Here is a 26,855-nt window from a genome sequence, read left to right as displayed (position 1 = left end):
CCCTCTATCTATTATAACACAAGAGCTTCGCGATATCAGCTCTTATCAAATTTTCTAGCTTCTCTTTTACACCAATCAAGCCAATGGATCTGATAGTCTTCCTTGGACAAAATGCGGTTCTGTAAATCAGCTATCGAGAAGATACCTCTTTCTTGACAAGCCTGAACACAGTATCGATAAAAGTCCCAGTTAAGCTCGTCCCTATCATAATAGATGGGAATATGAGAGAGGCCAGCCTGATAAGCCTTAAAGGCTCTGCTATGTCCATCAGTAAAGAAAACTTTTCCATCCATGCGCTTGACAGGTAAAGCTTCAAGTTCTTGTTGGTCAAAATCAATGCTAATCCTGTCCAGCTTTTCCCGTGAAAGGTAGAACTGACTGGGCTGGATCTGCGCTATGGGCAAGGTCAAATCAAGTGTATAGTACCTACCTCTCTCCCTAGCATGAGTTGGATAGAAACCAAGCGACTCAAATAGACTGCAAGAGGGCTGATTGAAATCATAAATTTCTTGAACTGTTAGTTTCTGATAGCCTAGATTGCGTGCGCGCTGTATCAAAGCAGAAAGAACTTTCTTGCCAACTCCTTTCCTACGGTAGTCCGCATTTCCAATGATAATAGGCAAATCATCTTTCCAAAAGGTCACATCCCCAATGGCCAGCCAGCACTCCGTCTCCCAAACCTCAATAAAATACACTTCACCTCGCGAAGCCAAATACTCATACATCCTTTGAACTCGCTCCGGCGGATAGGGGTCTCTTCTGCCATCAATCATATAAATCGTATCTGGATCTTGGTGCCAATCTAAGGCTAACTCAAACTGGCCATCATAGGCCCGCAAACGCAGATTGTCATCAATAACAATCAGCTCCTCTTGCTGGATATTAGGAATAGGCATCTTCTCCCCCTCACAATGCTATTGCTCAAATAATAGTATAAAAACTCCATTTGATTCGGAAGGACTCCTCCTCAAATGAAGTTTTCTTTTTTAGATTCCATAACCCATGCTGAACTGGATTTTAGCAGCACCGTTCTGGAAGCTGATCTTGTTAATGCTGAATTGACTCTGCGGCAGAGCTAGAAGGAAACTATCTCCCTCCGTTGTGATAGATGAATTAGAGGCCTGCATTTGTTGCTTCAGCATGCCTGTCACCCAAGATTTAGGGATAGGAAGAGAGCCTAGCTTGGCACTATCAATTGTGATGTGCAAGACATTATCCCTCACCGTCACATCCACCTCTAGGTCCAGCTTACTGCCAATGAAGAGCAGTTTGACTGGATACTGGATGCGCAGCTTATTGCCTTCAATGCTGTAAACACTATTCAGTAGCTCCTGATTCTCAGAGTCAGTCAAAGAAGACTTGAGCACCTGATTAAGCTGGACGCTATTGAGAGAAACCTCTGTGCTGACTCCCTGAGCCGTTACATTGGCATTGCTCAAAGCTGGCTCAATAATACTCATCCAGGAAGCACTGCCTTGAACATTCTTTAATTGTTCACTTTGATTAACAGATGCAGGAACCAGAAACAGCACCGCTGCAAGCAACAGCACCAAAGCAATTCCCACTACTCTTTTTACCATTTTCATGTTTGTATTCCTTTAATTTGAGAAAATCCCTCTAGCCAAAAACACAGCAAGGATTTATCTTATTTTACACTATTTTTGCATAATTTTCTGTAACAAACATATTAAAAAGCTAACAATCCTGTGAGAAAAGGCTGGGACAGATAATCCCAGCCTCTCAATCACATAGCGCTAGTTTTACAAGGCTCATCATAGATAGCCTATTCTTACTTAATTACTTCCTGAGTCTTAGCATAGTTGGCTTCGACTGCTTCTTTTTCAGATCTCCACCAGTCTTGGTTGTCCGTGTACCACTTGATCGTCTCTTTGAGACCCGCTTCAAAGTTGGTGAACTCTGGCTTCCATCCTAGCTCATCGCGGAGCTTGCTGGCATCAATAGCATAGCGAAGGTCGTGACCCGCACGATCTGTCACATGGTCATAAGCGTCAGCTGGCTGTCCCATTTCCTTGAGAATCAGCTCCAGAACTTCCTTATTATTCTTCTCACCATCAGCACCAATCAAGTAAGTTTCACCGATTTGTCCCTTGGTCAGAATCGTCCAAACACCTGATGAATGGTCATTGGTGTGAATCCAGTCACGAACGTTTTTACCTTCACCGTAGAGTTTTGGCTTGATACCGCTCAGGATATTGGTGATCTGGCGCGGAATGAACTTCTCGATGTGTTGGTAAGGTCCATAGTTGTTTGAACAGTTAGAAATAGTCGCTTTCACACCAAATGAGCGCACCCAAGCTTTAACGATCAAGTCTGAAGCTGCCTTGGTTGATGAGTAAGGTGAGCTTGGATTGTACTTGGTTTCAGCAGTAAATTTCTCACCTGGTCCTTCGCCATGACCTGGCAAATCTTCACGCAGAGGCAGGTCCCCATAGACTTCGTCAGTTGACACATGGTGGAAACGAATGTCGTATTTACGTGCTGCTTCCAAAAGTGTGTAAGTTCCAATGAAGTTGGTGTGGATAAATGGACTTGGATCATTGAGCGAGTTATCATTGTGGCTTTCTGCCGCATAGTGAACGATAGCATCAGCTTCAGCTGCCAGCTTATCTACCAAGGCTGCATCAGCAATATCTCCAACAACCAACTCAACACGGTCGCCTAAAATCTCTTCGATATTGGCACGATTACCTGCGTAGGTCAGCTTGTCCAGCACTGTCACATGGACATCTGGAAAGTTATTGTAAACATAGTGGACAAAGTTAGAACCGATAAATCCAGCTCCACCAGTCACGATAATTTTTTTGTATTCAGTCATTTTTATTCCTTAATATTTTTATGATTGCCTGTCATGTAACAAGATAGACATTCTATTATATACTTTATATCACTTTGGCAATCAATTCTTCCACTCGCTTCTCTCGGATAGGAGCTGAGCTAAATCATATATTTTAGTATCAATTAATAAATCAGAAAAGAATTTTCTTTTACAAATCTTCTTTTCTTAATGGTTTTACATCCTTAAGTAGTGGATGGTTCTTGTCTGCTTCTGAGACTTCTGCTGCTTCTAAATTTTCCCACTGGATTCCCAGAGCTGGGTCTGCATAGTTGACAAAGGCATACTTGGGTTTGAGTTCCAAAGCCCAATAGTCATTCACTAGATAGCTATAAGAAACCGTGTCAGAAAGGACTTGGAAGCCGTTGGCTACACCACGTGGCACAAAAATACCCTTACTGGCATCGATCACTGTCTGGTAAGTATTTCCAAAGGTCTCACCCTCACGCAGGTCTACCCAAGTTCCCAGCACCTTACCGTCATCTGCAACAGAGATGTACTTGTCCCAGGGTTCAGCATGAAGGCCACGCAGGACATTTTTTCGAGAAAAGCTGACATTATTTTGCAGTTTTCCTTCTGAAAAGAAGCTTTCAGGAAAGCCTAGCGGCAGCATTTTTTCCTTTTGGAAATTCTCCTTAAACCAGCCTCGGTTGTCCCCGCGTACAGGGATATCAAATTCCAGCATTCCAGGGATTCCGGGAACCTCACGCGCTGCTAATTCCTTATCAAAAAATTGTTCCGTCATCTTCTTATTCTTCTCCAATCAAGCGCAAGAGATAGTGTCCGTATTCATTCTTCTTCAACGGCTGCGCCAATTCATGCACTTGCTCTTTAGTAATATAGCCCATACGATAAGCAATTTCTTCCAGATTTGCCACCTGAACGTTCTGCATACGCTGAACCGTTTCGATATATTGAGCTGCCTCTAAGAGACTTTCATGAGTTCCTGTATCCAACCAAGCAAAACCACGTCCCATAAGCTCAACAGACAAATCACCACGTTCCAAGTAAGCCTTGTTAACATCTGTAATTTCTAATTCTCCGCGAGGACTTGGTTTGATGTTCTTGGCAATTTCTACAACATCGTTATCATAGAAATACAGTCCTGTCACTGCATAGTTAGAGCGTGGCTGTTCTGGTTTTTCTTCGATGGAGATAGCATTCATATTCTCATCAAATTCTACTACACCAAAACGTTCTGGATCCTTGACATGATAGCCAAAAACAGTTGCTCCTTTTTCCTTAGCAGCAGCATTTTGGAGCATTTTACTCAGACCTGGTCCATGATAAATATTATCCCCAAGAATCAGCGCCACGCGGTCATCTCCAATGAAATCCGCACCAATGATAAAGGCTTGTGCCAGTCCATCTGGACTTGGCTGCTCAGCATATGATAGCTTGATGCCAAACTCAGAGCCGTCACCCAGCAGATCCTCAAAACGAGGCAGATCCGTCGGAGTGGAGATAATCAAGATGTCCTTGATACCAGCCAGCATGAGAGTTGACAGTGGATAATAAATCATGGGTTTGTCATAAACCGGCATGAGCTGTTTTGACGCAGCGCGGGTCAATGGATACAAACGTGTACCAGAACCACCTGCAAGAATAATACCTTTCATATGAGTTTCCTCTCTTAATGTATTCTCCTTATTCTACCATTTTTGAAAGCGAATGTCATCCTTTTCATTACCCTTAAATAAAAGAAAAAGAGTGGAAATTCCGCTTTCTTCCACTCTTTGATTCTAAGTTGGCATCAACCCAAAGCCACATCTAAAACCATCATGAGAACAAAGCCCACCATGAGACCTAAAGTCGCCACATCTGTATTGCCATTGGTCTGCGGATCCGGTATCAGCTCCTCTACCACCACGAAAATCATAGCACCCGCCGCAAAGGAAAGGGCATAGGGTAGAATCGCTGTCATGACCATAACAGCAACTGCCCCCAGAACAGCCCCGATTGGCTCTACAATCGCAGACATGGAACCCCAGTAAAAGGCTTTAAGCCGAGACGACTTGCCGTCCGTCCTAATCGGAATGGACAGAGCCGTCTTAGACAGCTTCTTTCGGCTATGCTCAGGAACACTCTCGGCCTCCGAAATGTCTTTACTCAAGTGCAAGTGAGGCACCACCGCATCAATCAAACGTAGGAAAAACCTCCCACTAAAAAACCAATTGCTGCAGGCAGCCAGGACAGCTTGCCATAAGAACTTTGCGCATATTCAATCGACGGTGCCAGAAGCGACCAAAAGGAAGCCGCAATCATGACGCCTGCCGCAAAGCCCATCATAATATCCAGCAACTTGCGACTGACCTTTTTAAAGAAAAATACAACAGCAGAGCCCACAATGGTACATCCCCATGTAAAAAGCCCAGCCAAGAATGCCTGCATAACTACAGGCTGCGATCGTAACCAGTCCATAACTTCTCCCTATTCTCTAAAATCAATCATACAAAATCGTCTTGGTTTCCCCGATACAGTGTTTTTCCTCATTCCAGTAATGAATCCGCTCGAAAGATCCTTTCCGCCAGTAGAGAGGCAGACGTTCACGTATGTCGTTCTGCATGTCTATTTGGCCAAGTTCAGAAATCTTCCACCATTTTGGTTCCCCTTCATGATTGTTTCCCCTGACTTGCCCCTCAAAGGCAGTACAAAGAAAATCGTAATACACATATCGTTCTTTTTTACTTGGATTGGTGAAGCCTGAAATTCCCTTCAATTCCATATTTAGAGCAGTCAGCCCCGTTTCTTCTTTTAATTCGCGCCTTGCAGCTTCGAAGAAAGATTCTGGAAACTCCACCTTCCCGCCTGGTTGTATCCACCCTTTAAAGTTATCATGCTGGCGATTAAGCAGTAAAATTTCATCATCTTTTTTTACACAAATATTGACCCAATTCAAAATAGTTTCTGTCATATCAAACCTTCTTCACATACCGCTCGATAGGATAGTCAGCTGGATTCAGCAGTCCTGCTTCTCCTAAAACCATTTGGGCCAATTGGCGTCCGATGAGCGGGCCAGTTGTCAGACCAGAAGATCCTAGTCCACTAGCAGCGTAGACATGTTGCAATTCTGGCACAGCTCCAAAGAAAGGCGCAAAGTCACTAGTATAGGCCCGTGTTCCCACGCGCTCACCTAAAATCTCTGCAGTAGCCAACCTTGGCAAATAAGTTTCCGCTTCTTGCTGCAACTGATTCAGCAATGTCCTATCTACCGTCAAATCAAAGCCCTGATCATTTTCATGACTGGCACCGACGCTGACCGTGCCTGCCAGAAAAGGAATGATATCCAGCTCACCCTCAGGCATAACAACTGGGTAGTCATCCGTCTTTTCAGCCAGCCTGAAATCACGTAGCTGTCCTTTTTGCGGCCGAACATCTGTCTTATAGCCCAGCGGCCGCAAGATTTCTCCCAACCAAGCCCCAACAGCTAAGATGACACAGTCAAAGCTACGACCATCCACCAGAAGTTGCTCTCCTTCTACTGTCAAGCTTACCTTTTTCTCAACTAACTCTGCCTTGCTGGCTTTCAGAAGCGTCTCCGTCAAGAGCGCTCCCTCCACCCGAGCACCGCCGGAAGCATAGAGAAGTCGCTCAAAACTTAGCAAGTCTGGAAATTTCTTCTGGGCTTCCTGACGTCTGAGAAGACTCAAGTCCCCTATTAAGGGCGACTCTTCACGACGATTAGCAGCCAAATCATAAAGCTCCTGCAGCTTGCTCTCATCCTTTTTCAGCAGATAAACACCTGTTTGTTGGTAAAAGTCTGTCTGGATTCCAGCCGCTTTCAGATCCGCAATCAAGTCTTGATAAAAATCAGCGCCCAAACGCGCCATCCTGTACCAAGCCTTGTTGCGACGCTTGGAAAACCAAGGACTGATAATGCCAGCGGCTGCCTTGGTTGCCTGCCCCTTGCCGTCATCAAAGACAGTCACCTCCACATCTAGTGATTTGGACAGATAGTAAGCCGCTGTTGAACCGACAATCCCAGCACCAATTACTGCTACTTTTTTCATGTCGCTCCCTCTCAAATATGTCGGAAAGGATTGGTCGAAGCCTGACTAGCTAGAATCTCAATCTCCCAGCCCTCTTCGGCTTTCCAAGACTCAAACTTTTCTTTTAATTTTTCCGTAAAAAGAATCTCGATATGATGTCCAGGATCCAGCGCCAAAAGCCCCTCTGTCAGCATATCCTGACCTGTATGATAGTAAATATCACCTGTTATGTAGACTTGCGCTCCCTTGGCAATGGCCTCCGGATAAAAGGACTGACCGCTGCCACCACAAATAGCCACACGCTCAATCACTCGTTCGAGATCTGCTTCTTCATAAGCGACCAGACGCAAACTATCTAGTCCAAAAGCGGCCTTGACCTTAGCCGCAAAGCCCCTAAAGGTCTGAGGAGCAATCTTCCCCACGCGGCCAATACCATGTTCTGGCCCCGTCTGACTGAGAAAACTTGTCTCCTCAATCTCAAGAAGTTGGCAGAACCAGTCGTTAAGCCCGTCCTCCACAACATCAATATTGGTATGACTGACATAGACAGCAATATCATGCTTGATGAGGTCTAAAATCATCTGATTTTGCGCTTTATCCGCCACTAGGTCCTTGAGCGGGCGAAAGATAGGCGCATGCTTAACGATAATCAATCCAGCACCTGCCTCGATAGCCTCCGCCGCCGTCTGCTCACGAATATCCAGCGCCACTAGAACCTTGTCCACTTCCTTATTCAAAGTCCCGATTTGCAGGCCTGAAATATCCCCCTCCATGGACAGTTCTTGCGGGCAATAGGCTTCATAACGGGCGATGATTTCACTTGCTAGCATGGAGTACCTCCTTGATATTTTCGATTTTTTGGGACATAGCAGAGCGTTCCAGCTCATTCTTTTCTGGGATATGAGCCAGTGCTCCTTCAAGTTTCTTCAGTTCTTTCTGCCATCTTAGCTGAAAAGCAGGTGACTGTTGCTTCATCAGAAAAGGACCAAAACGCTTTTCTTGCTCTGTCAAAGTTTGCTGGCCAGCTTCTGCTACTAGGATTTCATAAAACTTCCCCGCCTCTTCTAAGATATCCTCAGCCAGCAAACGGAAACCGTTAGATACCAGCCAGCTGCGAAGCTCATCTTCTCGGTTATTGGGCTGCAAAATCAAACGGGAAATAGACGCAAGCTTAGCTCTGCCATTTTCCAAAATCTCTGAAATCAAGCGACCACCCATGCCAGCGATAACGATGGTGTCAATCTGATCTCCCGCTTCCAAAGCTGCCAGACCATTGGCCAAGCGAACCACAATCTGCTCCGTCAGTCCATGCTCCGCCACATTTTTCTGAGCAGACTGAAAAGGCCCCTCTACCACTTCTCCGGCCAGAGCCTTCTCAATCCGTCCCTGTTGAATCAGGTAAATAGGCAGATAGGCATGATCGCTGCCAACATCCAGCAACTTTGCCCCCTCCGGCACAAAAGCAGCTACTCGCTCCAAGCGTTGGGAAATAGTTTTTTTTTGCATTGTTTACTCTTTTCTAAACATTCTTCTATTCAGTATATCATTTTTAAGGGTATAAAAAAAGCAACGAAAGAAAAATCAGCCTGTTGATAAACTGATTTTATCTCGCCACTTTGTGATGGGGTGTTCTAACCATCACTTTTTTATTTGATTTCTTGATACTCGGCAGCTAAACCGCGCTGAACTGCCGGACGAGCTGCAATCTTCTCCGCCCAAGCAGATAGGTGTTTGTAGGAGGTGGCATCCAAGAACTCAGCTGCGCCTGGATAGAGCTTATCCTGTACTAACTGCCCATACCAAGACCAGATAGCAATATCAGCAATACTATAGTCATCTCCAGCAATATAAGATTTGTTGGCCAATTCTTTGTCCAACAAATCCAGCTGGCGCTTGGCTTCCATCGTAAAGCGGTTGATAGGATATTCTAGTTTTTCTGGTGCATAGTTAAAGAAATGACCAAATCCGCCACCCAAGAAAGGAGCCGCTCCTGCCTGCCAGAAGAGCCAGTTGAGCACCTCAGTCCGACCAGCCAAATCTGAAGGAAACAGCTTTCCGAACTTCTCTGCTAGATAGAGTAGGATATTGGCTGACTCGAAGACACGAATCGGCTTATCAGCTGACTGATCTAACAAGGCCGGAATCTTAGAGTTGGGATTGATTTTCACAAAATCTGAGCCAAACTGGTCGCCGTCCATAATGCTGATCTTATAGAGGTCATAGGCTGCCTCAGTGATACCCGATGCCAGTAGTTCCTCCAGCATAATCGTCACCTTGACTCCATTAGGAGTCCCAAGTGAATAAAGCTGAAAAGGTTCTTTACCGACAGGAAGCTTCTGCTCAAAGCGCGCTCCAGCAGTAGGCTGATTGATACCTGAAAATTTTCCTTGGTCGCTGTCCGCAGCAGACCAGACTTTTGGTAATTGATAGGTCATACTTTTCTCCTTTTTTATAAAACCAAGGGCCTGTCATATCTAACAGGCCGCTGTAAATCAAATAAAGTCAGTCCTTCCACAAATTCATGGCATTGAGGAAATCATCTGAAACTGTCACATTTTGAGGGTTAGCTGCTTCGCGCTCTTCCCGCTTTGCTTCTACCTGAGCAAGTGTGGTGATGCCTTCCTTGCGCCAATTGCGCAAGATAGCCTGAATGTACTTCCAGTTAGCCTTGCCATTAAACACAGCCTCACGAAGGGCAGCCTTGACCAAGTCAGGATTGGTTTTATCGTCTTGGACAGTCTTGGTCAAGTCCTCAATTTCAAAGGGTGTCAAGAGACGGCCCAGCTCCTGTTGGAAGGTCTCCACCAAGTCTTTCAAAACATTCTGAGGCGCCTTTGCAACAGTCTGCGGACCACTTTTGGCTGCCAGCAGTTCATCCAGCTTTTCTAAAGCCGGTGAAGCATCAAAGATAACCTCTGTCTCTCCATTCAGTTCAATGGTTTTATACTGCAAGAGACCTTTCTCTGTCAGATGGGACATAGAGCGATTGACTTCTGACAGGGTCTTGCCAATATGCTCCGCAATCTGACTGGGCGCCAGCTCTTCCAAGGAAGTCGTATTTTGCAGATAGAAAAACTGCCAGACCAAGAAATCATCGCTGGAATCAAAGATGTCCTTAAAATGTAAAAGAAGGGCACTCGGGATTACTAGATTGCCCGATTTAAAAGCTGATAAATAAGTCATGTCACCTCTTATAGATAAGCAAAAAACGATACATCATTTTCAGGACTCTCCCAGTCGAAAGGCGTCTCCTGATAGACAGCATAATTGACCCAATTGCTGAAAAAGAGTGCAGCAGCTGAACTCCAGCGTAAGGCCGGTGTCGCATGGACATCATCGTTTTTAAAATAATTCTCTGGAATGTGTGGATTCTTCCCTGCCTTCAAATCGCGGAAATACTCCTTAGATAAAGTATCGCGGTCGTATTCCATGTGACCGAAACTATACACCTCTCGCAAGTCCCGGCTAGCCAGCACAGAGAGGCCAGTATCTTCACCATATGAGAGAATTTCCAGATTAGTCATATTGACAATATCTTCCTTCAGAACTTCCGTATGACGGGAATGCGGCGCATAAAACTCATCGTCAAAGCCACGGAAAAGCAGATTACTGCTGTCAGCCGACTGGCTATAGACACCCGATAATTTGCGTGTCATCTGGTGCTTGTCAACGCCGTAGCGAGCATAAAGTCCAGCCTGAGCTCCCCAACAGATATGCAGAGTCGAAAAGACATGGGTCTTGGACCATTCAATCACCTGCTGGAACTCTTCCCAGTAGTCCACCGCTTCAAAAGGCAGATGCTCTACCGGCGCACCAGTAATAATCAAGCCATCAAAATAGCGATTTTTAACCTCATCAAAAGTCTTATAGAAAGTCTCCATATGCTCTGCACGTGTCGTTTTAGACTGATGAGAGCTCATGTAGAGGAAGTCAATCGTCAACTGCAGCGGAGTATTAGCCAAGTGGCGCAGTATCTGAGTCTCCGTTACCATTTTCTGTGGCATGAGATTGAGTACCAAAATATTCAGAGGTCGGATATCCTGATGATCCGCCCTGTCGTCATCCATGACAAAGATATTCTCAGAACTTAAAATGTCAACAGCTGGCAGTTTCTTATCAATCTTAATTGGCATGAAAATATCTCCTTCAATCGTCAGAAAGGCTTGGAAATACTTTTCCAGCCTATTCTTTGTTTATCCAATGTACTTTCATTATACTGAAAGGAGATATAGTTTTCAATTATACTTTTTCTCTAACTAGATATAGCTAAAAACTATGTATTAATAGTGCATCAGAACCTTATAGTCGTAATCGCCGATAACTTCGCGACCCTTGAGCTCATCCAGCTCAATAAGGAAGGCACATCCAGCTACTACACCGCCAAGGCGCTCAATCATCTCAATCGTCGCCTTCACTGTTCCACCAGTCGCAAGGAGATCATCTACGATTAGAACGCGCTGACCTGGCTTGATAGCATCCGCATGCATGGTCAAGGTATCCATACCATACTCTTTTTCATAGTCAGCTGAGATAACCTCACGAGGAAGCTTACCAGGTTTGCGGACCGGAGCAAAGCCGATTCCTAACTCAAAGGCAACTGGACAGCCCACGATAAAGCCACGAGCTTCCGGTCCAACAATCATGTCAATCTTCTTGTCTGTCGCATACTGAACAATCTCACGAACAGCGTAGCTATATGCATTTCCGTCTGCCATCAATGGGCTGATATCACGGAATGTCACGCCTTCCTTTGGATAATTTTCGATTGTTGCAATGTAGTCTTTTAAATTCATGATATACTTTCTTTCAAAAAAATTTTTTACTCTCTATTATATCACTTTTTCATCCAAATGGTAAGATAAAAACTTACTTTTTATTGGTATCTATTATTTAATCTGAAAAATCATGTCTGATCCATTTATAGACCACCATATTGAGGCTGAGATAGAGTTGGTTATTCTTTATAATTTCTTCTGTCAACTCAAAGAGCGAAACTTCCTTTTCCCTAACATGCTGAGCCATAGATCCAAGTCATTCACTTTTTAAGGAGATTAGCTGCACAATTTTCAGTCTACTTCCATCAAATAATCATAAATCTCCTGCACGGTGCCCAGTGCCATGAGTTCTTGTTCTTTAACTAGGCACTTGAGGTCTTGGTAAATACGACTGCTGTCAATTTCTTTCTTTTCAGCTTCCTTATTGACCTTCATGACGCCTTCTTTGATGCTGACAAAGCCCAGCTCTTCAAAAATTTGAATCATTTTGACCAAGAGAATAGGATCAATTTTCAGGTAAGCTGCTAGGTCCTTGAGCTTATAGCGTACATCAAAATCGGGGAACTGATAGATAGTCTTGTAGAGTTTGGCAAACTGCTCACGAGTACCACAGCCTGTCAGATAGTAAGGCTTGGCAATCTCATTTTTAAAGTAAATCGCTTCAAAATCCTGAGACTGAAGAAGCTTCTTCAAGTCCTGCAAATCATTGGGAAGGTCATAAACCACAACTGCTCTGCTATTTGTCAAATCCGGCAACTCCTCTGTGAAACGCAAGACAGGAACCTTGTCAGGCAGCGTCGCATTTTTGCTGCGGATATTGAAAAGCTGAACCCCATCTACACGGGCATCTACCAGCATGAGCTGGAGACTGGTCTGTCCATTCCATTTATTGACAGAGAGGCTGACAGCCAGCTCCAGATTCTTGGTTTGGGCAAATTCTGTCGCCAGGTTTCCTTGCCCAAAAGCTACTACTTCAAAAGATGCATCTTCCTGAGAAATTTTCAGCTTGAGATGGCTATTGCCAGCTCCCATAGTCCGAGCATTGTCCACTTTAAAGTCCTTGAGGTAAAAAAGTGGCTTCTTATTATCCATACCAAAAGGAGCCAGTCTTTCAAAACTTTTGAGTGTATCCAGGGTCAGTTCTGGCAGACGCAGCTCCTCATCTAAATACAGAACAGTTTTACCAGTCAAATCCAAATCATTGTCTAAGATGTAGGCTGTCAGGATATCAGATAGCTCTGCTAGTTTGTCTGCTTCAAGAGTCATCCCAGCCGCTCCAGCGTGCCCGCCAAAGGCTACAAAGAGATCACGGTGACTGTCCAAGGCCTCAAAGATATTGACTGCTTCAATACTGCGGGCGCTGCCCTTAGCGATGCCATCCTTGATATTAAGCACTATGACTGGATGGTGCAGCTCTTCCAACAAGCGCCCAGCGACAATCCCTAGCACACCAGGATTCCAGCCTTCCTTAGCCAACACCTGCACTGGTCTCTTAGGATCCAGCATGGTTTGTGCTTCTTCATAAATCTGCTGGACGATTTCCTTGCGCTCGTCATTTTTCTGGTTGATCATAAGAGCAATGTCACGAGCTTCTTCGTCATCAAAGCCAGTCAAAAACTCAACTGCTGGATTTGGATCATCCAGCCGTCCCAAGGCGTTGAGTCGGGGAGCAAGCTGGAAGCCAACCGTTTCTTCATCCAGTTCGTCTGGCTGAATGCCAGCGATTTTGAAGAGTTCCTGAAGCCCTACTCGCTGAGTATTTTTGAGGACGGAGAGGCCATATTTGACTAAGATACGATTTTCCCCTGTCAGACTGACCATATCGGCAATGGTACCAATGGCCACTAAGTCCAAAAGTTCGACTTGGACTTCTTCCAGTAAGGCTGTTGCCAACTTAAAAGCCACTCCACAGCCAGCCAAATGCTTGAAAGGATAATCCGCACCGCTATGTTCCGGATGAACAATCGCATAGGCATTTGGCAACTCCTCAGGCATGGAGTGGTGATCTGTCACGATGACATCCACCCCCAGCGACTGGGCCAAATCGATAGCTTCAAGGCCCGCCACTCCATTATCTACTGTAATAATGAGCGAAATGCCTTGATTTTCAATAAAATACTTGTAAACGCTGCTATTAGGACCATAGCCGTCCGTAAAGCGATTGGGCAGGTAGACCTGACACTCAGCCCCCAGCTGCTCCAAGGCTTCCTTGACAATCGATGCCGAGGTCATCCCATCAGCATCATAATCACCATAGATCAAAATCTGCTCGTAATTCTCAATCGCTGAGCGAATGCGCTCCACTGCCCGCTCCATATCATGCAGGTCATAAGGGTCGTGAAGCTGGTCTAAACTAGGCTCCAAAAATTCCAGCAAAGCTTCTTCAGTCTGCACACCTCTTTGGTAAAGGAGACTGGCAGCGGCGGGTTCTAATCCAGCTTTCTTAGCCTTTTTTAAAAATTTTTCGTCTGTAAAATTTGTGGCAAACTGCCAGTCGTATTTTGAGCTAATCATGATAAGTGAGACACTTTCTCCGTTCAATCTTGTCTGAATATTATAACATGAAAAGACTGGTTCAACCAGTCTCAAACTTTCTATCTACAAACAATGCCCTCAGCCTCACTCATCTAGATAAAGTCCCTTAGCAACGCTTTTATCAATAACTTCCTGAGCTAATTTCCAAAGAGCTAAAGAGGTTTCTTGGATAAAGGATTTCTTAGCGATGACCTGCGACTTGGTCAGGCTATGAGGATTGTCATGGGGCTAAGCGACTTCCAAGTGATTGAGCAGGGGAACCAGAGCATCCAGCACTCGGGCATATTTAGCCTCTATGCTAATGCCGGTCTCAAATTCCTGCCAGAGCTTTAAAAAGGTATCCTGCTGATCTGACGGCAGCTTGTCTAAACTGATTTTCAAGGACTCAAACTCTCTATCGTAAGAATCGCTCTTGCCCACATCGTCAAAGATAAAGGTATCGCCAGCATATATTTCGCCCAAATCATGAATCAGTAACATAGACATGACCTTTTCCAGATTAACTTCTTCAGGGATATATTCTCGAAAGACTAGCGCCATGAGCGCTCCCTGCCAACTATGCTCTGCAGAATTCTCAAAACGATAGGCATCCAAGGTCCGATTGTTGCGATGAGTGGCTTTCAGCTTTTCCAGCTCATTGGTAAAAGCTAACTGCTGCTGTAGACGTTCAAGCATGTGGAACTCCTTTGAAATGTTTTATAGTTAATTCTATTCAAAATTGATAGTTGCTCTTAACGCTCTATATGATTTTCTTCCCTCGCCATCGAATCACCAACTCTGACGCCAGGTGGGTCAGGATAATCGTCAGAAGGAAGGCCCAACGGCCATTTTCCCACTTGGTCAGCTGCTGGGATTTGAGCAGAAAGAAAGATAACTCAATAAAGATAGGATGGAGGAAGAAATAAAGGATACTTAGGTCTTTTAAATGTCGCCAGTTTTTTTCGCGCTTCCACTGAGTTTTTAACAGCCAATTGAATAAGAAGAGCGTAAAGGGAATGAGAGCAAAGAAAAAGTTTTTATCCAGTCCCTGCCTCATGTAAACCAGCACTCCTTCGCCTACTAGGAAAAGACTTGCCAACAGAAGAGACAGCCAGCGCTTCTTCTGAAATAAGGCTATCTGCCCGTAATCAGCTAGAAAGTAGCCTAAATAGATAAAAATGGGCGTATAGAAGAGGCCATTCCTGCTAGTGAAAAAGAGCTTGGCATAGACATCGTACCAGTCTGTCAGCAGACTAGGCGACAGATAGGCGTGATAAGTCTCAATAGCACCTAAGGCGTAGAGAATTAACAAAAGGGCAAATGTTTTCTTGGGACCCAACTTCCTATACAAAAAATGGACTAGCAGCAAACCTAAGAGAAAGGCAGGAATATACCAGAGCTGGTAGCTCATTCCGATGTAGAAGAGCGCTGCTAGAATAGCCAGCGGAGCTAGGTAGAGAGGCCAGTGCAGAGATTGGAAGTAAGTCAAAGCATAGGGGAGATAGACCAAGCTCCAAAAGCCATAGACCTTTAAAATACCTTTAATATACAGAGTCAGTTTCACGTCTTGAGGCTCTTGCTTCCAGCGTACTCGGAAAAAATAGGCTGAAGAAATTAAAAAGAACGGCACTGCCATGCGACCAAACATACTCTTTTGAACAAAATGCAGGGTTTCATGTTCAAAAAGCCTCTGGCAATGGACCATAATCACTAAAACTGAAGCAATATATTGAAAAAGGCTGAGCAGGGCATAATTGACAGGTTGCTCTGGCTCTATGACTCCTCTCCTTTGCATCAAGCTTTCTCCTTACGAGGTTTGTTTAAGATGTAAATGAACACTTTTTCATTCAATTTAGGACTTGACTAGCCAAACATGCTGAAAGGCAGCGATGTCCCGATAAGGAGATTGGTTGCAGACAACCAGCTCCATCTCAAGCATCTTTTCAGCCCAATCAGGGGCAGTTTTGTAGTCATTGGATTGCAGCCCATAAAAAATTCGTACTCCTTGATAATCCTCAACTTCTAATGGAAGACCTGAAATCACATCTTGGATCTGATAGACCTTTGCAGCTCCCATGCTGTGGGTTTGATATTCCTGACCCGCCAAAAGGTGCTGGGCCTTTTCTGGGTCATTTTCAAAAACTACCGTATGCATAACTCGTCCAACCTCGTGATGCTTAACCAGAGAAATTTTGCCGTCCTTTTTTAAGAGGCGGGAAAATTCTGCTAAATAAAGAGCAGGGTTAGATACATACTCTAAGACATTATGACATACGATGACATCAAAAGACTGGTCAGGTAATTTTTGCAGAAGATCCAAGCTGCCTTGCAATTGCTCATAGGAAAAGTCCTGCTTGCGCTCGGCGATCATCTCTGGGCTTGGCTCGATGGCGGTCACTTGGTTTTTTTCCGCTAGAAAATCAGCCACAATCCCAAAACCACTGCCGAAATCAAGAATTTTCTGGCCCTTAAGTGACTCAAGAAAGGCAAAAATAATATCATACTGAAGTTTTCCCCAAGGCGCCTGCAGATGAGCCTTGTAGGCTTGTAGATTAGCTGTCATAAAACCTCATTTATAGTTAAACATATTGGCTGCCATCTTGTCGGCAATTCTTGGAAAAAGGGTATAAAGCTTGTGCGCTAGATTGAGAATCCCAGGTAGATTAATTTCCCGCTTCATTTTGCCAAAGGAGCTGACAATTTTGCTCGCTACAAAGTCAGGCTCAAGAATATATTTGTCGACTGCTTTTACATAGGAACCATCAGGATCTACCTGATCGAAAAAGGCTGTTTTGATAGGACCTGGGTTCACCGTCGTGACATAAACCCTAAAAGGCAGGAGTTCCAAACGCAGGGCATTGGAAAAACCAATCGCTGCAAACTTGGTCGCTGAATAAAGACTAGACTTGCTACTTGCAATGAGGCCAGCCATACTAACGATATTAACGATATGTCCTTGCCCTGCCTGCTTCATGCGAGCTCCAAAGATACGGGACAGATTCATCAGGGCAAAGGTATTGACTTCAAACATGACCTCGATATCATTTGAGCTGATTTTGTCAAATTCTTCAAAAATTCCATAGCCAGCGTTATTAACTAGGACATCGACTTGGCCGTATTGGTTGTCAATCCGCTCAGCAAATCTTTCCAAAGCTGAGCTATCTGTAATATCTAGCTCCACTAGGTCAAGATTTTCCCTTTCTCCATATAGTTTTTCCAGCTTAGCCTTGCTCCGTCCGACCAAAATCAGTCGGTCATGGTGCAAGAGCTTAACCATTTCCTGAGCCAGCCCACCGCTAGCCCCTGTGATGATGATGGTGCGCATCTCTATCCCTTTCAAAGTGTTGATCGTTTTAATGAAATCTTTTTCCAGCTAAATAGTCAGCATAGGCTTGATCAATGACAGGAGCAAAAAGATGATAATCCTCCCAGCTACCTAAAAATTCCAAAGGTAGGTCGTACAAGTCATCGACTACAAATTTGGAGTAATCCTTCATATACTGATGTTCATAATAATCGTTCACAAAAGCCTGAAAATCCTTTTTGATATCCATTGTTCCTAATTTTCCGTCACACAAGTCTAGAACATAATCTACACCCAAAGTTTGCTCGTCTTTGACACTTTGAAATGATGTTTCTTCATCAGGAATCATCATTTCCTTTGCATCATGCTGGATGAGCCAAGTAACGAAGAAGCCAATATGATTCGCAGCCCAACGATGAACCTCCCGGTAATCATCTTGTGTTAATTCTTCATTTTCTAAGTTATAACTATAAATATAGTTGGTTAATGCATCCTCAAAATACCAATCAGCTTTATCAAATAAACGATTTTCAACTGTCATCTTATTTTCCTCTCAACGAAACTGTCCGAGACTGTAAAATCATATCTCCACCTCTTCCAAGTCCTTGACCACATGGACCTTTTCAAAGACAGCGCTGGCATCGCGACGCATTTGGCTGATGTCCTTGGCTAGAAAGCGAGCACTGATATGATTGAGCAGGAGTCGCTTAGCACCAGCTTCCTTGGCTACTTCTGCGGCTTGCATATTGGTAGAATGACCGTGGTTACGGGCCAATTTTTCGTCTCCCTTGCCATAGGTTGCTTCATGAACCAGCACATCTGCTGCCACTGCTAAGCGAACGCTTGTAGCAGTCTTCCGAGTATCACCCAGAATAGCAATAGTCTTGCCCGGACGAGGAGCTGAGATATAGTCGGCTGCGATGATTTTGGTCCCATCTTCTAGGACGATATCCTGACCATTCTTGACCTTGCCAAAGAGGGGGCCAAAGGGAACACCCGCTGCTCGTAGCTTATCAGCATCCAGCGTTCCTTCCAAATCTTTCTGCATCACCCGATAGCCCACGCAGAAAATCGTGTGGTCTAGCTTATCCGCATAAACAATGAACTTGTCTGTTTCCAAAATCTTGCCCAGACTGTTTTCATCAAACTCATGAAAATCAATCCGATAAGGCAGACGAGAACCAGACACGCGCAGGCTAGACAGGACAAAGTTTTTAATGCCTTTGGGACCATAAATTGCTAGGTCTGTCTGTTCTTCATTAGCCTGAAAAGAACGACTGGATAGAAAGCCCGGCAAGCCAAAAATATGGTCGCCATGCAGATGCGTGATGAAAATCTTGCTGATTTTGCGCGGTTTAATCGTCGTCTCCAAAATCTGGTGCTGGGTACCTTCACCGCAGTCAAACATCCAGACCTCATTGATTTCCTCCAACAGCTTGAGGACAAGGCTGGACACATTGCGAGCCTTGGAGGGCTGACCGGCTCCGGTTCCTAAAAATTGTAATTGCATGTTTTTCTTTCTAAATGATATAAATCATGGCAGAGCGATTCTGCGAGTGGTAGTATTTTTTTCCAGCATAGGACTGAGCCAGCTGACTGACTTCATCTTGATTGTAGCCCAGAACTCTCTGACCGCCATCCGCTAGCTGCTGCCAATCGGTCAAAGCAGTAAGCGCCTGACTGTCCACGACTTGAGATTCAGTTTTGAGAGGTGCCGTTTTTATTCTCCCAGCTTCTTCGTAGACCAAGTACTGTGGAAAGACTTGGGCAATTTCAAAGAGTAAATCGGCTGTTACTGGCTCTGGCTTTTCAGGAAAGACCAAGCCGACTTCCTCGCTCTCATAGCAAAATCCATAGGACTTGCCAGAAAGATTAAGCCGTACAAAAGGTTTATTTTCTACAAAGCTAGGCTCCGCATTCCACAAGTCCAGCGCCTGGCTAATCTCTAAAAAATAGGCTGTCGCGGCTTCCGGACTTTTCTTTTGATAAAGCTCAGCAAAGTAAGCATTGATAACGCTAGGCGGTGGTGTGATAAAGCTCAGCTTCTGCTCTTCTGTCAGGCCAGCCAATACTTGCTCTAAGTAAACCCTATCTAGGCTAGTAAAACCACCGTATTTGAGGGCCAAGTCAATATAATCAATCATAAAATTCTTCCAGCTTCCATTTGTTTTTCTCGGCAATCCAGCCTGAAATGGTTTCGACATCGTCTATGTATTCTCGATTCCCCATAATCGCGACTTTCTCTAAATCATGAATCTTGTAAGCTTTAGCCGGTGCTACCTTGATGGTAAAAGGCAAAAAGAGCTCTTTCATCCGCTCCAGCAGGACTTGCTGCAAAAGAGCTCTGCTATTGTCCGCCTTAGCCGAAATCAAAGAATAAGGAGTCAGGGTCGGAGTGAAATGCTCCGCCTTGTCCGCTTTGTTATAGAGAGTCAGCCGGGGAATATCCAGCATGTCCAGCTCATTCATGATGTCAAGGACGGTCTTTTCGTGCTCCTCATGATGAGGGTCACTAGCATCAATAACATGGACCAGCAAATCGACATTTTTACTCTCTTCCAGAGTCGACTTAAAGCTGGATACCAGCTCTGTCGGCAAATCCTGAATGAAGCCAACTGTGTCCGTCAGCGTGACATTGAGCTGACCACTGAGATTGATGTTCTTGGTCGTGGCATCCAGCGTCGCAAAGAGTTCGTCGGCCTCATACTGGCTCTTACTGGTCAAGCTGTTCATGATTGTAGACTTGCCCGCATTGGTATAACCGATGAGGCCGATTTTGAAAATGCTGGATTCCAGCCGTTTTTCACGAACGGTTGCTCGATTTTTCTCAACCGCCTTGAGCTGGCGCTCAATATCATGAATCTGATTGCGGACACTGCGTCGATTGAGCTCCAGCTGGCTTTCACCAGGACCGCGGGAGCCAATTCCACCTGCCTGACGGCTGAGCATAATTCCCTGGCCAACCAAGCGAGGCAGGAGGTACTTGAGTTGGGCCAGATGCACCTGCAGCTTGCCCTCATAACTCCTAGCCCTCATGGCGAAAATATCTAAAATCAGCTGCATACGGTCAATGACCTTGACCCCCAAGCTTTCCTCTAGATTGACATTCTGGCGAGGTGTCAGACGGTTATTGACAATAACGGTCGAAATCTCTTCGGCATCAACCATCTGTCGGATTTCTTCTAACTTGCCAGATCCGACAAAGGTCTTGCTGTCATACTTTTCCCGTTTCTGGCTATAGGAGCCGACTACCTCAGCCCCTGCAGTCTTAGCTAGGCTTTTCAGCTCCTCCATAGATAGGTCAAAATTTTCTGTGTCTGCCAGCTCCACACCGACCAAAAAGACACGCTCCGTTTTTTTCTCTGTTTCTATCATCTCATATCCTTACTAAGACTTGGTCAGCCAGCTACTTGTCCAGAAAATTCTTGATGTCCTCCATGACCTGATTTTTATAGTCAGGATTTCCCACCTGATAGAAGGTCACGGACATCCGGTTGCGAAACCAAGTCAGCTGGCGCTTGGCGAAACGACGGGTATTCTGCTTGAGCTTGTCCACTGCCTCTTCTAGGCTCATCTGACCTTCAAAGTAGGGGAAAAGTTCCTTGTAGCCGATACCCTTGCTGGCTTGACTGGTCGGAGCTTTCTCAAAAAGCCAACGGACTTCTTCTAAGAGACCATCTTCTATCATCAGATCTACTCTCTGATTGATTCGCTCATAAAGTTTTTGTCGCTCATCATCTAGGCAAATCAGCAGGGCTTCATAATCAGGTTGATTGTTTTCTAGTTGACCACCCAGATGGGCAATCTCCAGCGCCCTCATAGCCCTGCGTCGATTCAGCTGGGGAATCTCGATACCCAGCTCTGCTATTTTCCTAAACAAATCCTCATCCGACCAACTATCCAGCTGCGCCCGATAGGCCAGAATCTCCTCGTGAGGAACGGAGCCGCCCAGATGATAGCCCTCGAGCAAGCTCTGGATATAGAGCCCTGTGCCACCGCAAATGATGGGAAGCTGACCTTGAGCCGCAATCTCACGAATAGCCTGAGCTGCCTCAGTCACAAAATCATAGGCAGAGTAGCTCTCGCCAACCTCCCTCACATCCAGCAGATGATGGGGAATGCCCTCTTGCTCTTCAGGACGAATCTTAGCCGTGCCAATATCCAAGCCACGATAGACCTGCTGGCTGTCACCGCTGATGATTTGGCCATTGAAGCGCTTGGCTGCCTCGATACTCAGAGCTGTTTTTCCAACTGCCGTAGGCCCCACTATCACAATTATCTTGGTTTTCATCTTTTTTCCTTGAAAAAATTTTGATTTTTCGTTACTATTAATTATAACATAAATAATAAAAGTTCAGAAAAGGAGAAATCACATGGCTAAAGGATTTGGAAAAGGCGTTCTTACAGGAGTTGCAGCTACTGTTGCTGCCGTGGCAGGCGCAGTATATGCAGTCAAGAAAAAAGTCATCGAACCTGAAGAACAAAAAGCGGCTTTCATCGAAGAAAACCGTAAAAAAGCAGCTCGCAAACGTGTAGCACACTAAGCCTGCACATTTCACTAAAAAGCCTGGATTTTTTCCAGGCTTTTTCTTCTTTCAAAAAAACAGCAATCAAATTGACTGCTGCAAACAAAGCTATTATACTCTAAGAGCCCTCTCTTTCTTGGGTGGTTGAATACCATGAGAGCTAAAGATATAATTGCTTAAGAGCAAGAACACTAACAGCTCAAGCACAAAAAACAAATCGAAAGCAGGATTGGAAGACAGAGAAACGAAAGGAATTGCGAGACACACAAGTGTGATATAAAAAATTTTCAAGCCTTTGATATAAAGCCAGAAGAGGTCAAGGCTTTGCCTGCCATTGATCTGCGACTTAGACTTGCTTCCCGAGTACCAGATGATAAATACTTCCGCAAAAAAGAATAGACCTAGCAAAATGATCATTCTCCAAAAATGAACCTGCAGTAGAACTCCCGCTGCTAGCAATAACAAAACACCCAAGCTCAGTGCTAGCACTGCTCGCCTAGTATTAGACATAAAATCAACTCCTTTAATGACTACGAAAAACAGTCAAATTAATTGTTCCTAATCGATTAGATTGCTCTAGGAGAACATATTTTATTTCGGCTTTATTTTACCACTTGGCAAGAAAACTTACAAATAATACGATAAAGCATTTGTAGAAGTCATTGGTTACTGAAAAAGCCACCATTCGGTGACTTTTCTACATGCCTATCTCCCTTGCATAAACTCTTGGAAACGATGAGTATCAAAGTAAATAGTAGACGCAATCAATTTATCTGATTCGTCAAATTTTAAAAATTCTGCCACATCCAACTCTAGTTCATTTCCGTGTGGCGACTGCAGGCGATAGCGATTTAAAGCCACTACTTCTCGTCCCTCTACCAATAACTTCTTCACTTCAAGATTCTGACTTAAAGCATAGAATTGACCTGCACCTTGCAGATAAACATCACGTCCTTGTCTGATCTCCTGACTATCACACATCCCATAATCAAAATGTTCAGCCACGAAATCTTCCCAGCCACCTTTATTGACTGCGGTAAAATAGCTTTCTGCTAATGTTCTTGTATCCATTTGGAACCTCCAAAAATAATATAGGCAAGCACTCAAACAATGAGATTTTCAAGCCATTTAAGATTATACAAAAAGCAATATGACTACAGTCTGTCATATTGCTGAAGATTTTTTTGAAGAGAATCAATTAATTTATCCTGCAGTTCTTTTGGTGATATGACTTTTACTTGATGAGCAAAACTTAAAATCAATTCGAAAAAGGCTGGTGTCAATGCTCTGAAAGCATGTACCTTTATTCTGGTTTGCTCAACAGTGATTTCTTCTTCTGTGAAGTGGTCATAAATCTTTGGAAGTGCAGATTCCGTGAAAATCAACTCTACTTCCTCTTTATTGCCCTCAACTTTATCTTTAGACGGATTTAGAAAAAGATCTAGCTTTTCTTGAGATAAAAGCGGGTAATCTCCAACTCCGAGCCCCTCTTCTACTTGCTGCAAATCACGAATCCTGCTAAGTTTGAAAAAACGAAAATCTAACTTTTCTAAACAGTAGCCGATAACATACCAGGCATTTAGTTTAAAAATCAGACGATAAGGAAGAATCGTTCGCCGGCTTCGTTCTTGTTTTTTAGAAAAATAAGAAAAGGAAACTTTCTTCCCAGTTTGTATAGCCTGTTCAATTTCAAGCAAATAATTTGTATTGAGAGACCAGGAACTGAGATCAAAATAAAATGGATTAACCTTATCGGCCGCCTCTTGAGAAGCAAACTTATGCTCAAGACTGCCAAAACTTGGACGGCCAACAATTTTGCCGACATTTTGGCTCATATTGATGATAAACTGCTTTTCTTCTTCTGTGAAAAAACTGCTGTCCATCTTGTAGTCATCAGGTATATAAAAGCCGCCCTTATCTCCACGTTCAGAGTAGATAGGGATTCCAGCTAAGCTGAGCGTATCCATATCTCGATATACTGTGCGGGTAGATATTTCAAAACGTTCAGCAATTTCTTTAGCTGTTATCTGTTTCTTGTTCAAAAGAGCTAATAAAATATAAATTAATCGTTCTAATTTCATGAGTTTTCTTTTCTTATTACAATCGACACAGCATCAAATAGTCATCTTCCCTCTCTTCAACCGTAACAAAGCCCAATCTTTTATAAAAGTGAGCGGCGGGATTATCTTTGGAAACGGAGAGGGAGACACTTGGGTAGCCTTTAGCCTTGAGCAAGTCCAGCATGGCCGTCATCAACTGCTGGCCTAGTCCTTGGCTTCTGAACTCAGGCAGGAATGAAATGGACAGAGAGGGCGTCTGGTCGTCATAATAACTGTAATCTTTCATGATGCGAATCCAAACGGCTCCGACCAACCGGTCGTCCATTTCTGCAACTAAAGCCCAATCATCTGGCTGCTTGCCAAAGTCCTTGATATACATCTCTAAATCTGACTCTTTCAGGATTCTTCTAGAAAGCGGCGCTAGACCTTGGAGAATAAAAATAGCTTGGTAAAGAAATTCCTCTAAGAGCGGGATTTCCTCTGATTTTAAGGGCCTAATCTCGGCCATGATTTCTCCTTCTAGATCAACTGCTCCTCGCCTATGCCGGCCTCCGCTAAGATTTTGGCAACTCGGTCAAACTGCAAGCGGAAATGCTCCAGCTTGTGGCCGTCTGATCCCACTGAAAAGCGCTGACCGCCAAGCTCCTTGACTAGAGAGAGAGCATAGATATAGAGTTCCTCATGACCGTAAAGATACATGGACTTACAGTTGAGCTCAAAAGCCAGACCATAATCAATCATCTTTTGAAAAAGCTGTCGCAACTCTGGTTCAAAAGTTTTTAACTCATTTACAGTAAGCGCAAATTTCCGAAAACCATAGTCAAAGTGAGCTAGTACATCCGCTGGCAAAGCCTCGATAGCCTCTTCTAACTCTCTCAGGTATCGGGGAATCAGCTCCATCTTATCCAGCAGCAGGACTGGCTCTTCCAGATAGTCAAAACTGCCATTGTGGTGGACAGATAGGAGTTTGAGATCATAATCCTTATCTGCTAAGAAAGCGAGGATATCGGCCTTACGCGGAGCGTAATAGCCAATTTCAATCCCCTTTTTGATGCGGTTGCCATACTGTTGGTTCAGCTCTGCTATTTTTGCTGAATAGGCCGCATAGTCAGGTACATCATCATGGGGCGAGGCCGCTTCATAGGGGTAGGGATTAGACAAATCATAGTGCTCGGTGGTGACAATCTCGCCCTCGTAATGGTCTAGATAGTCACAGAAATCTGCCTCAGAATCGTAGGAAAAATAGGTATGAAGATGGTTGTCGCGCATGCTGGACCGCCTTTCTGAAAATCTTGTGTCACTTTAGTAATGGTCAATTTCAGGTCGGTCGTGAATCCGGCTCTGCTTGCCCTGACGGGCCTGGAGGACGGCCTCGACCTCTTCCAGACTGACGCCAGTCTCGACGAGAGCGACCGCCAGATGGTAGAGCAGATCAGCTGTCTCATTGGCCATCTCGTTCTTATCAGCGTTTTTGGCCGCAATGACCACTTCTGTCGCTTCTTCACCGACTTTTTTTAGAATCTTGTCCAGCCCCTTGTCATAGAGATAGCTGGTATAGGAGCCTTCCTTAGGCTCTTTTTTGCGTTTGAGGGCTTCTTGATAGAGGGTTTCTAGCATAGTATCTCCTTGTTACTGTCCTTATTTTACTATAAAAAGCAATTCTTTCCAATGGCGGGCTGATGTCTTAGTTTTATTTTTGCATTAACCAAGTACTAAAGCAAGGGAGCATTTAGTCAGTTTTGCCGTCTTCTTCATCCCAGATTGTATGAAAAAAGCAGGATTTGGCTCCGGTGTGGCAGGCAGCTCCCAGCTGGTCTACTTCGATCAGCAGGGTATCTAGGTCGCAGTCAGCTGTTATTTTTTTGACAGTCTGGTAGTGGCCGCTAGTGGCCCCCTTATACCAAAGCTCCTGACGTGACCGGCTCCAGTACCACATCTGACCGCTAGTGCGGGTCAGATGGTAGGCTTCTTCATTGAGATAGGCCAGCATGAGGACTTCTTTGCTGGTGTGGTCTAGGATAATGGCAGGTATAAGACCGCCTTGCTTTTGAAAATCTAACTTCATTTCTGTCATCAGATGCGCACCTCCAATCCAGCTTCCAGCATGGCTTTTTTGGTCTCTGAGATGGAGACCTGCCCATAATGGAAAATCGAGGCTGCCAAAGCACCCGTCGCTGCAGTCTTTTCAAAAAGTTCTAGGATATGCTGGCTACTGCCAGCACCACCAGAGGCGATGATAGGAACGGAAACCACTTGAGAGACGGCTTCCAGCATTGGCAAGTCAAAACCAGACTTGGTCCCATCCTTGTCCATACTGGTCAAAAGAATTTCCCCCGCTCCAAGACTGACAGCTTCTTGGACCCAGTCTAACAGGTCGCGACCGCTGTCCTTTCGGCCGCCAGCCAGATAGACATGCCAGCTTCCATCCGCTTCTTTCTTAGCATCCACGGCCAGCACAACGCATTGCCTGCCGAATTTCTCAGCGCAGTCAGCTAAAAGCTGAGGATTTGCCAATGCTGAGGAATTAACCGCAACCTTATCCGCCCCAGCCTGCAGCATCCGCTTCATGTCCTCAACCGTACGAATGCCGCCCCCGACGGTAAAGGGAATGAAAATCTGCTCCGCTACGCGCCGGACCATCTCGACCGTCGTGTCCCTCTCCTCATGGGTGGCGGTGATGTCCAGAAAGACCAACTCATCGCAGCCTGCTTCATAGTAGGCCTTGGCCGCATCAACTGGATCGCCCACGTCAGTCAGATTGACAAAGTTGATGCCCTTGACCACCCGGCCGTCCTTGACATCCAGACAGGGAATGATTCGTTTTTTCAGCATG

General features: G+C 44.8%; 32 protein-coding genes and 2 pseudogenes. 1 reads left to right on the top strand and 33 read right to left on the bottom strand.

What is annotated here, in order from left to right:
• Nucleotides 1-35 precede the first annotated feature (35 nt).
• The 25 genes and pseudogenes from AX677_RS01645 to miaA all read right to left on the bottom strand — a co-directional run bounded on the left by AX677_RS01645 (nucleotide 36) and on the right by miaA (nucleotide 21,727).
• Nucleotides 36-896 (bottom strand): GNAT family N-acetyltransferase, encoded by an 861-nt coding sequence (locus AX677_RS01645; RefSeq protein ID WP_060975937.1) that lies wholly within the window; start codon nucleotides 894-896, stop codon nucleotides 36-38.
• Nucleotides 897-986: 90 nt separating this feature from the next.
• Nucleotides 987-1,586 (bottom strand): hypothetical protein, encoded by a 600-nt coding sequence (locus tag AX677_RS01640; protein WP_002909478.1) that lies wholly within the window; start codon nucleotides 1,584-1,586, stop codon nucleotides 987-989.
• A 203-nt stretch (nucleotides 1,587-1,789) separates the two neighbouring features.
• Nucleotides 1,790-2,836, bottom strand: a complete 1,047-nt coding sequence (gene rfbB, locus AX677_RS01635; protein ID WP_060975936.1) for a dTDP-glucose 4,6-dehydratase — start codon at nucleotides 2,834-2,836, stop codon at nucleotides 1,790-1,792.
• A 169-nt stretch (nucleotides 2,837-3,005) separates the two neighbouring features.
• On the bottom strand, nucleotides 3,006-3,599 hold the full coding sequence (locus AX677_RS01630) for a dTDP-4-dehydrorhamnose 3,5-epimerase family protein (RefSeq protein WP_060975935.1): 594 nt from the start codon (nucleotides 3,597-3,599) through the stop codon (nucleotides 3,006-3,008).
• A gap of 4 nt (nucleotides 3,600-3,603) precedes the next feature.
• Entirely contained in the window at nucleotides 3,604-4,473 is an 870-nt protein-coding gene (gene rfbA / locus AX677_RS01625) for a glucose-1-phosphate thymidylyltransferase RfbA (RefSeq protein ID WP_002913447.1), read from the bottom strand.
• Nucleotides 4,474-4,607: 134 nt separating this feature from the next.
• Nucleotides 4,608-5,275, bottom strand: a pseudogene (locus tag AX677_RS01620) (ZIP family metal transporter).
• A 22-nt stretch (nucleotides 5,276-5,297) separates the two neighbouring features.
• A complete protein-coding gene (locus AX677_RS01615) occupies nucleotides 5,298-5,768 on the bottom strand; it encodes an 8-oxo-dGTP diphosphatase (protein ID WP_060975934.1) in 471 nt (156 codons plus the stop codon).
• Nucleotide 5,769: 1 nt separating this feature from the next.
• Nucleotides 5,770-6,864 carry an FAD-binding oxidoreductase gene (locus tag AX677_RS01610; protein ID WP_060975933.1) on the bottom strand — a complete coding sequence of 365 codons (1,095 nt, stop codon included), beginning with the start codon at nucleotides 6,862-6,864 and terminating at the stop codon, nucleotides 5,770-5,772.
• Between the two features lie 11 nt (nucleotides 6,865-6,875).
• A complete protein-coding gene (locus AX677_RS01605) occupies nucleotides 6,876-7,673 on the bottom strand; it encodes a Nif3-like dinuclear metal center hexameric protein (RefSeq protein ID WP_060975932.1) in 798 nt (265 codons plus the stop codon).
• Nucleotides 7,660-8,349 (bottom strand): tRNA (adenine(22)-N(1))-methyltransferase TrmK, encoded by a 690-nt coding sequence (locus AX677_RS01600; RefSeq protein WP_060975931.1) that lies wholly within the window; start codon nucleotides 8,347-8,349, stop codon nucleotides 7,660-7,662. Before AX677_RS01600 ends, AX677_RS01605 begins: the two co-directional genes overlap by 14 nt.
• 140 nt (nucleotides 8,350-8,489) lie before the next feature.
• On the bottom strand, nucleotides 8,490-9,278 hold the full coding sequence (gene yghU / locus AX677_RS01595) for a glutathione-dependent disulfide-bond oxidoreductase (protein WP_060975930.1): 789 nt from the start codon (nucleotides 9,276-9,278) through the stop codon (nucleotides 8,490-8,492).
• A 67-nt stretch (nucleotides 9,279-9,345) separates the two neighbouring features.
• A complete protein-coding gene (locus tag AX677_RS01590) occupies nucleotides 9,346-10,026 on the bottom strand; it encodes a DnaD domain-containing protein (protein ID WP_002897343.1) in 681 nt (226 codons plus the stop codon).
• A gap of 8 nt (nucleotides 10,027-10,034) precedes the next feature.
• Nucleotides 10,035-10,976, bottom strand: a complete 942-nt coding sequence (gene metA, locus AX677_RS01585) for a homoserine O-succinyltransferase (protein ID WP_060975929.1) — start codon at nucleotides 10,974-10,976, stop codon at nucleotides 10,035-10,037.
• A gap of 147 nt (nucleotides 10,977-11,123) precedes the next feature.
• Nucleotides 11,124-11,636 (bottom strand): adenine phosphoribosyltransferase, encoded by a 513-nt coding sequence (locus AX677_RS01580; RefSeq protein ID WP_002906315.1) that lies wholly within the window; start codon nucleotides 11,634-11,636, stop codon nucleotides 11,124-11,126.
• Between the two features lie 97 nt (nucleotides 11,637-11,733).
• Nucleotides 11,734-11,865, bottom strand: a complete 132-nt coding sequence (locus AX677_RS09560; RefSeq protein WP_082730182.1) for a hypothetical protein — start codon at nucleotides 11,863-11,865, stop codon at nucleotides 11,734-11,736.
• Nucleotides 11,866-11,909: 44 nt separating this feature from the next.
• The gene (recJ, locus tag AX677_RS01575; protein ID WP_060975928.1) at nucleotides 11,910-14,132 is read right to left on the bottom strand and encodes a single-stranded-DNA-specific exonuclease RecJ; all 2,223 of its coding nucleotides are present in this window, start codon (nucleotides 14,130-14,132) and stop codon (nucleotides 11,910-11,912) included.
• 105 nt (nucleotides 14,133-14,237) lie between these two features.
• Nucleotides 14,238-14,828: pseudogene (locus tag AX677_RS01570) on the bottom strand (HD domain-containing protein).
• 64 nt (nucleotides 14,829-14,892) lie between these two features.
• Nucleotides 14,893-15,927, bottom strand: coding sequence for an acyltransferase family protein (locus AX677_RS01565; RefSeq protein WP_060975927.1), 1,035 nt, complete (start codon nucleotides 15,925-15,927; stop codon nucleotides 14,893-14,895).
• Nucleotides 15,928-15,984: 57 nt separating this feature from the next.
• Entirely contained in the window at nucleotides 15,985-16,695 is a 711-nt protein-coding gene (locus tag AX677_RS01560; RefSeq protein ID WP_060975926.1) for a class I SAM-dependent methyltransferase, read from the bottom strand.
• A 6-nt stretch (nucleotides 16,696-16,701) separates the two neighbouring features.
• Nucleotides 16,702-17,457, bottom strand: a complete 756-nt coding sequence (locus AX677_RS01555) for an SDR family oxidoreductase (protein WP_060975925.1) — start codon at nucleotides 17,455-17,457, stop codon at nucleotides 16,702-16,704.
• Between the two features lie 28 nt (nucleotides 17,458-17,485).
• Entirely contained in the window at nucleotides 17,486-17,977 is a 492-nt protein-coding gene (locus tag AX677_RS01550; protein WP_060975924.1) for a hypothetical protein, read from the bottom strand.
• Nucleotides 17,978-18,016: 39 nt separating this feature from the next.
• Nucleotides 18,017-18,946 (bottom strand): ribonuclease Z, encoded by a 930-nt coding sequence (gene rnz / locus AX677_RS01545; RefSeq protein ID WP_060975923.1) that lies wholly within the window; start codon nucleotides 18,944-18,946, stop codon nucleotides 18,017-18,019.
• A 10-nt stretch (nucleotides 18,947-18,956) separates the two neighbouring features.
• Nucleotides 18,957-19,580 (bottom strand): hypothetical protein, encoded by a 624-nt coding sequence (locus AX677_RS01540; protein ID WP_060975922.1) that lies wholly within the window; start codon nucleotides 19,578-19,580, stop codon nucleotides 18,957-18,959.
• A complete protein-coding gene (gene hflX, locus AX677_RS01535; protein WP_060975921.1) occupies nucleotides 19,573-20,811 on the bottom strand; it encodes a GTPase HflX in 1,239 nt (412 codons plus the stop codon). The genes AX677_RS01540 and hflX overlap by 8 nt, the downstream gene beginning before the upstream one ends.
• 31 nt (nucleotides 20,812-20,842) lie before the next feature.
• Entirely contained in the window at nucleotides 20,843-21,727 is an 885-nt protein-coding gene (gene miaA / locus AX677_RS01530) for a tRNA (adenosine(37)-N6)-dimethylallyltransferase MiaA (RefSeq protein ID WP_060975920.1), read from the bottom strand.
• An 82-nt stretch (nucleotides 21,728-21,809) separates the two neighbouring features.
• On the opposite strand from miaA, the gene AX677_RS08915 reads away from it, so the two are divergent.
• On the top strand, nucleotides 21,810-21,980 hold the full coding sequence (locus tag AX677_RS08915) for a DUF3042 family protein (protein ID WP_002895160.1): 171 nt from the start codon (nucleotides 21,810-21,812) through the stop codon (nucleotides 21,978-21,980).
• Between the two features lie 93 nt (nucleotides 21,981-22,073).
• Here AX677_RS08915 and AX677_RS01525 read toward each other — a convergent pair whose 3' ends face one another.
• The 8 genes from AX677_RS01525 to hisF form a co-directional block, all read right to left on the bottom strand.
• Nucleotides 22,074-22,472: a hypothetical protein gene (locus AX677_RS01525; protein ID WP_060975919.1), complete on the bottom strand. Its 399-nt coding sequence runs from the start codon at nucleotides 22,470-22,472 to the stop codon at nucleotides 22,074-22,076.
• A 195-nt stretch (nucleotides 22,473-22,667) separates the two neighbouring features.
• Nucleotides 22,668-23,033 (bottom strand): nuclear transport factor 2 family protein, encoded by a 366-nt coding sequence (locus AX677_RS01520; protein WP_060975918.1) that lies wholly within the window; start codon nucleotides 23,031-23,033, stop codon nucleotides 22,668-22,670.
• A gap of 83 nt (nucleotides 23,034-23,116) precedes the next feature.
• Nucleotides 23,117-24,043 (bottom strand): YafY family protein, encoded by a 927-nt coding sequence (locus AX677_RS01515; protein WP_060975917.1) that lies wholly within the window; start codon nucleotides 24,041-24,043, stop codon nucleotides 23,117-23,119.
• Between the two features lie 16 nt (nucleotides 24,044-24,059).
• Nucleotides 24,060-24,530: a GNAT family N-acetyltransferase gene (locus AX677_RS01510; RefSeq protein WP_060975916.1), complete on the bottom strand. Its 471-nt coding sequence runs from the start codon at nucleotides 24,528-24,530 to the stop codon at nucleotides 24,060-24,062.
• An 11-nt stretch (nucleotides 24,531-24,541) separates the two neighbouring features.
• Nucleotides 24,542-25,291 carry a PHP domain-containing protein gene (locus AX677_RS01505; RefSeq protein ID WP_060975915.1) on the bottom strand — a complete coding sequence of 250 codons (750 nt, stop codon included), beginning with the start codon at nucleotides 25,289-25,291 and terminating at the stop codon, nucleotides 24,542-24,544.
• Nucleotides 25,292-25,324: 33 nt separating this feature from the next.
• On the bottom strand, nucleotides 25,325-25,639 hold the full coding sequence (hisE, locus tag AX677_RS01500) for a phosphoribosyl-ATP diphosphatase (RefSeq protein WP_060975914.1): 315 nt from the start codon (nucleotides 25,637-25,639) through the stop codon (nucleotides 25,325-25,327).
• Nucleotides 25,640-25,751: 112 nt separating this feature from the next.
• Complete coding sequence (gene hisI, locus AX677_RS01495; RefSeq protein ID WP_009659375.1) at nucleotides 25,752-26,096, bottom strand: phosphoribosyl-AMP cyclohydrolase; 345 nt, start codon at nucleotides 26,094-26,096, stop codon at nucleotides 25,752-25,754.
• Nucleotides 26,096-26,854, bottom strand: a complete 759-nt coding sequence (hisF, locus tag AX677_RS01490) for an imidazole glycerol phosphate synthase subunit HisF (protein WP_060975913.1) — start codon at nucleotides 26,852-26,854, stop codon at nucleotides 26,096-26,098. The genes hisI and hisF overlap by 1 nt, the downstream gene beginning before the upstream one ends.
• Nucleotide 26,855 lies beyond the last annotated feature (1 nt).

This window comes from Streptococcus sp. CCH8-C6 (genome assembly GCF_001557225.1).
GTDB classification, from domain to species: Bacteria; Bacillota; Bacilli; order Lactobacillales; family Streptococcaceae; genus Streptococcus; species Streptococcus sanguinis_C.
The sequence above is the reverse complement of the archived record's forward strand: the minus strand, read 5'-3'. Positions and strand labels throughout refer to the sequence as shown.

Excerpts from the sequence above, each read along its gene's own strand:
- AX677_RS01645 (WP_060975937.1), bottom strand. The coding sequence starts at position 896 with ATGCCTATTCCTAATATCCAGCAAGAGGAGCTGATTGTTATTGATGAC.
- hisE (WP_060975914.1), bottom strand. The coding sequence starts at position 25,639 with ATGCTAGAAACCCTCTATCAAGAAGCCCTCAAACGCAAAAAAGAGCCT.
- AX677_RS01560 (WP_060975926.1), bottom strand. The coding sequence starts at position 16,695 with ATGACAGCTAATCTACAAGCCTACAAGGCTCATCTGCAGGCGCCTTGG.
- AX677_RS01615 (WP_060975934.1), bottom strand. The coding sequence starts at position 5,768 with ATGACAGAAACTATTTTGAATTGGGTCAATATTTGTGTAAAAAAAGAT.
- AX677_RS01565 (WP_060975927.1), bottom strand. The coding sequence starts at position 15,927 with ATGCAAAGGAGAGGAGTCATAGAGCCAGAGCAACCTGTCAATTATGCC.
- AX677_RS01540 (WP_060975922.1), bottom strand. The coding sequence starts at position 19,580 with ATGATTGATTATATTGACTTGGCCCTCAAATACGGTGGTTTTACTAGC.
- metA (WP_060975929.1), bottom strand. The coding sequence starts at position 10,976 with ATGCCAATTAAGATTGATAAGAAACTGCCAGCTGTTGACATTTTAAGT.
- rnz (WP_060975923.1), bottom strand. The coding sequence starts at position 18,946 with ATGCAATTACAATTTTTAGGAACCGGAGCCGGTCAGCCCTCCAAGGCT.
- AX677_RS01630 (WP_060975935.1), bottom strand. The coding sequence starts at position 3,599 with ATGACGGAACAATTTTTTGATAAGGAATTAGCAGCGCGTGAGGTTCCC.
- AX677_RS01525 (WP_060975919.1), bottom strand. The coding sequence starts at position 22,472 with ATGTCTAATACTAGGCGAGCAGTGCTAGCACTGAGCTTGGGTGTTTTG.
- AX677_RS01605 (WP_060975932.1), bottom strand. The coding sequence starts at position 7,673 with ATGCTAGCAAGTGAAATCATCGCCCGTTATGAAGCCTATTGCCCGCAA.
- hflX (WP_060975921.1), bottom strand. The coding sequence starts at position 20,811 with ATGATAGAAACAGAGAAAAAAACGGAGCGTGTCTTTTTGGTCGGTGTG.
- AX677_RS01550 (WP_060975924.1), bottom strand. The coding sequence starts at position 17,977 with ATGACAGTTGAAAATCGTTTATTTGATAAAGCTGATTGGTATTTTGAG.
- yghU (WP_060975930.1), bottom strand. The coding sequence starts at position 9,278 with ATGACCTATCAATTACCAAAAGTCTGGTCTGCTGCGGACAGCGACCAA.
- AX677_RS01510 (WP_060975916.1), bottom strand. The coding sequence starts at position 24,530 with ATGGCCGAGATTAGGCCCTTAAAATCAGAGGAAATCCCGCTCTTAGAG.
- AX677_RS01520 (WP_060975918.1), bottom strand. The coding sequence starts at position 23,033 with ATGGATACAAGAACATTAGCAGAAAGCTATTTTACCGCAGTCAATAAA.
- AX677_RS01505 (WP_060975915.1), bottom strand. The coding sequence starts at position 25,291 with ATGCGCGACAACCATCTTCATACCTATTTTTCCTACGATTCTGAGGCA.
- AX677_RS09560 (WP_082730182.1), bottom strand. The coding sequence starts at position 11,865 with ATGGCTCAGCATGTTAGGGAAAAGGAAGTTTCGCTCTTTGAGTTGACA.
- AX677_RS01610 (WP_060975933.1), bottom strand. The coding sequence starts at position 6,864 with ATGAAAAAAGTAGCAGTAATTGGTGCTGGGATTGTCGGTTCAACAGCG.
- recJ (WP_060975928.1), bottom strand. The coding sequence starts at position 14,132 with ATGATTAGCTCAAAATACGACTGGCAGTTTGCCACAAATTTTACAGAC.
- AX677_RS01555 (WP_060975925.1), bottom strand. The coding sequence starts at position 17,457 with ATGCGCACCATCATCATCACAGGGGCTAGCGGTGGGCTGGCTCAGGAA.
- rfbB (WP_060975936.1), bottom strand. The coding sequence starts at position 2,836 with ATGACTGAATACAAAAAAATTATCGTGACTGGTGGAGCTGGATTTATC.
- hisI (WP_009659375.1), bottom strand. The coding sequence starts at position 26,096 with ATGACAGAAATGAAGTTAGATTTTCAAAAGCAAGGCGGTCTTATACCT.
- rfbA (WP_002913447.1), bottom strand. The coding sequence starts at position 4,473 with ATGAAAGGTATTATTCTTGCAGGTGGTTCTGGTACACGTTTGTATCCA.
- hisF (WP_060975913.1), bottom strand. The coding sequence starts at position 26,854 with ATGCTGAAAAAACGAATCATTCCCTGTCTGGATGTCAAGGACGGCCGG.
- AX677_RS01515 (WP_060975917.1), bottom strand. The coding sequence starts at position 24,043 with ATGAAATTAGAACGATTAATTTATATTTTATTAGCTCTTTTGAACAAG.
- AX677_RS08915 (WP_002895160.1), top strand. The coding sequence starts at position 21,810 with ATGGCTAAAGGATTTGGAAAAGGCGTTCTTACAGGAGTTGCAGCTACT.
- AX677_RS01580 (WP_002906315.1), bottom strand. The coding sequence starts at position 11,636 with ATGAATTTAAAAGACTACATTGCAACAATCGAAAATTATCCAAAGGAA.
- AX677_RS01590 (WP_002897343.1), bottom strand. The coding sequence starts at position 10,026 with ATGACTTATTTATCAGCTTTTAAATCGGGCAATCTAGTAATCCCGAGT.
- AX677_RS01640 (WP_002909478.1), bottom strand. The coding sequence starts at position 1,586 with ATGAAAATGGTAAAAAGAGTAGTGGGAATTGCTTTGGTGCTGTTGCTT.
- miaA (WP_060975920.1), bottom strand. The coding sequence starts at position 21,727 with ATGAAAACCAAGATAATTGTGATAGTGGGGCCTACGGCAGTTGGAAAA.
- AX677_RS01600 (WP_060975931.1), bottom strand. The coding sequence starts at position 8,349 with ATGCAAAAAAAAACTATTTCCCAACGCTTGGAGCGAGTAGCTGCTTTT.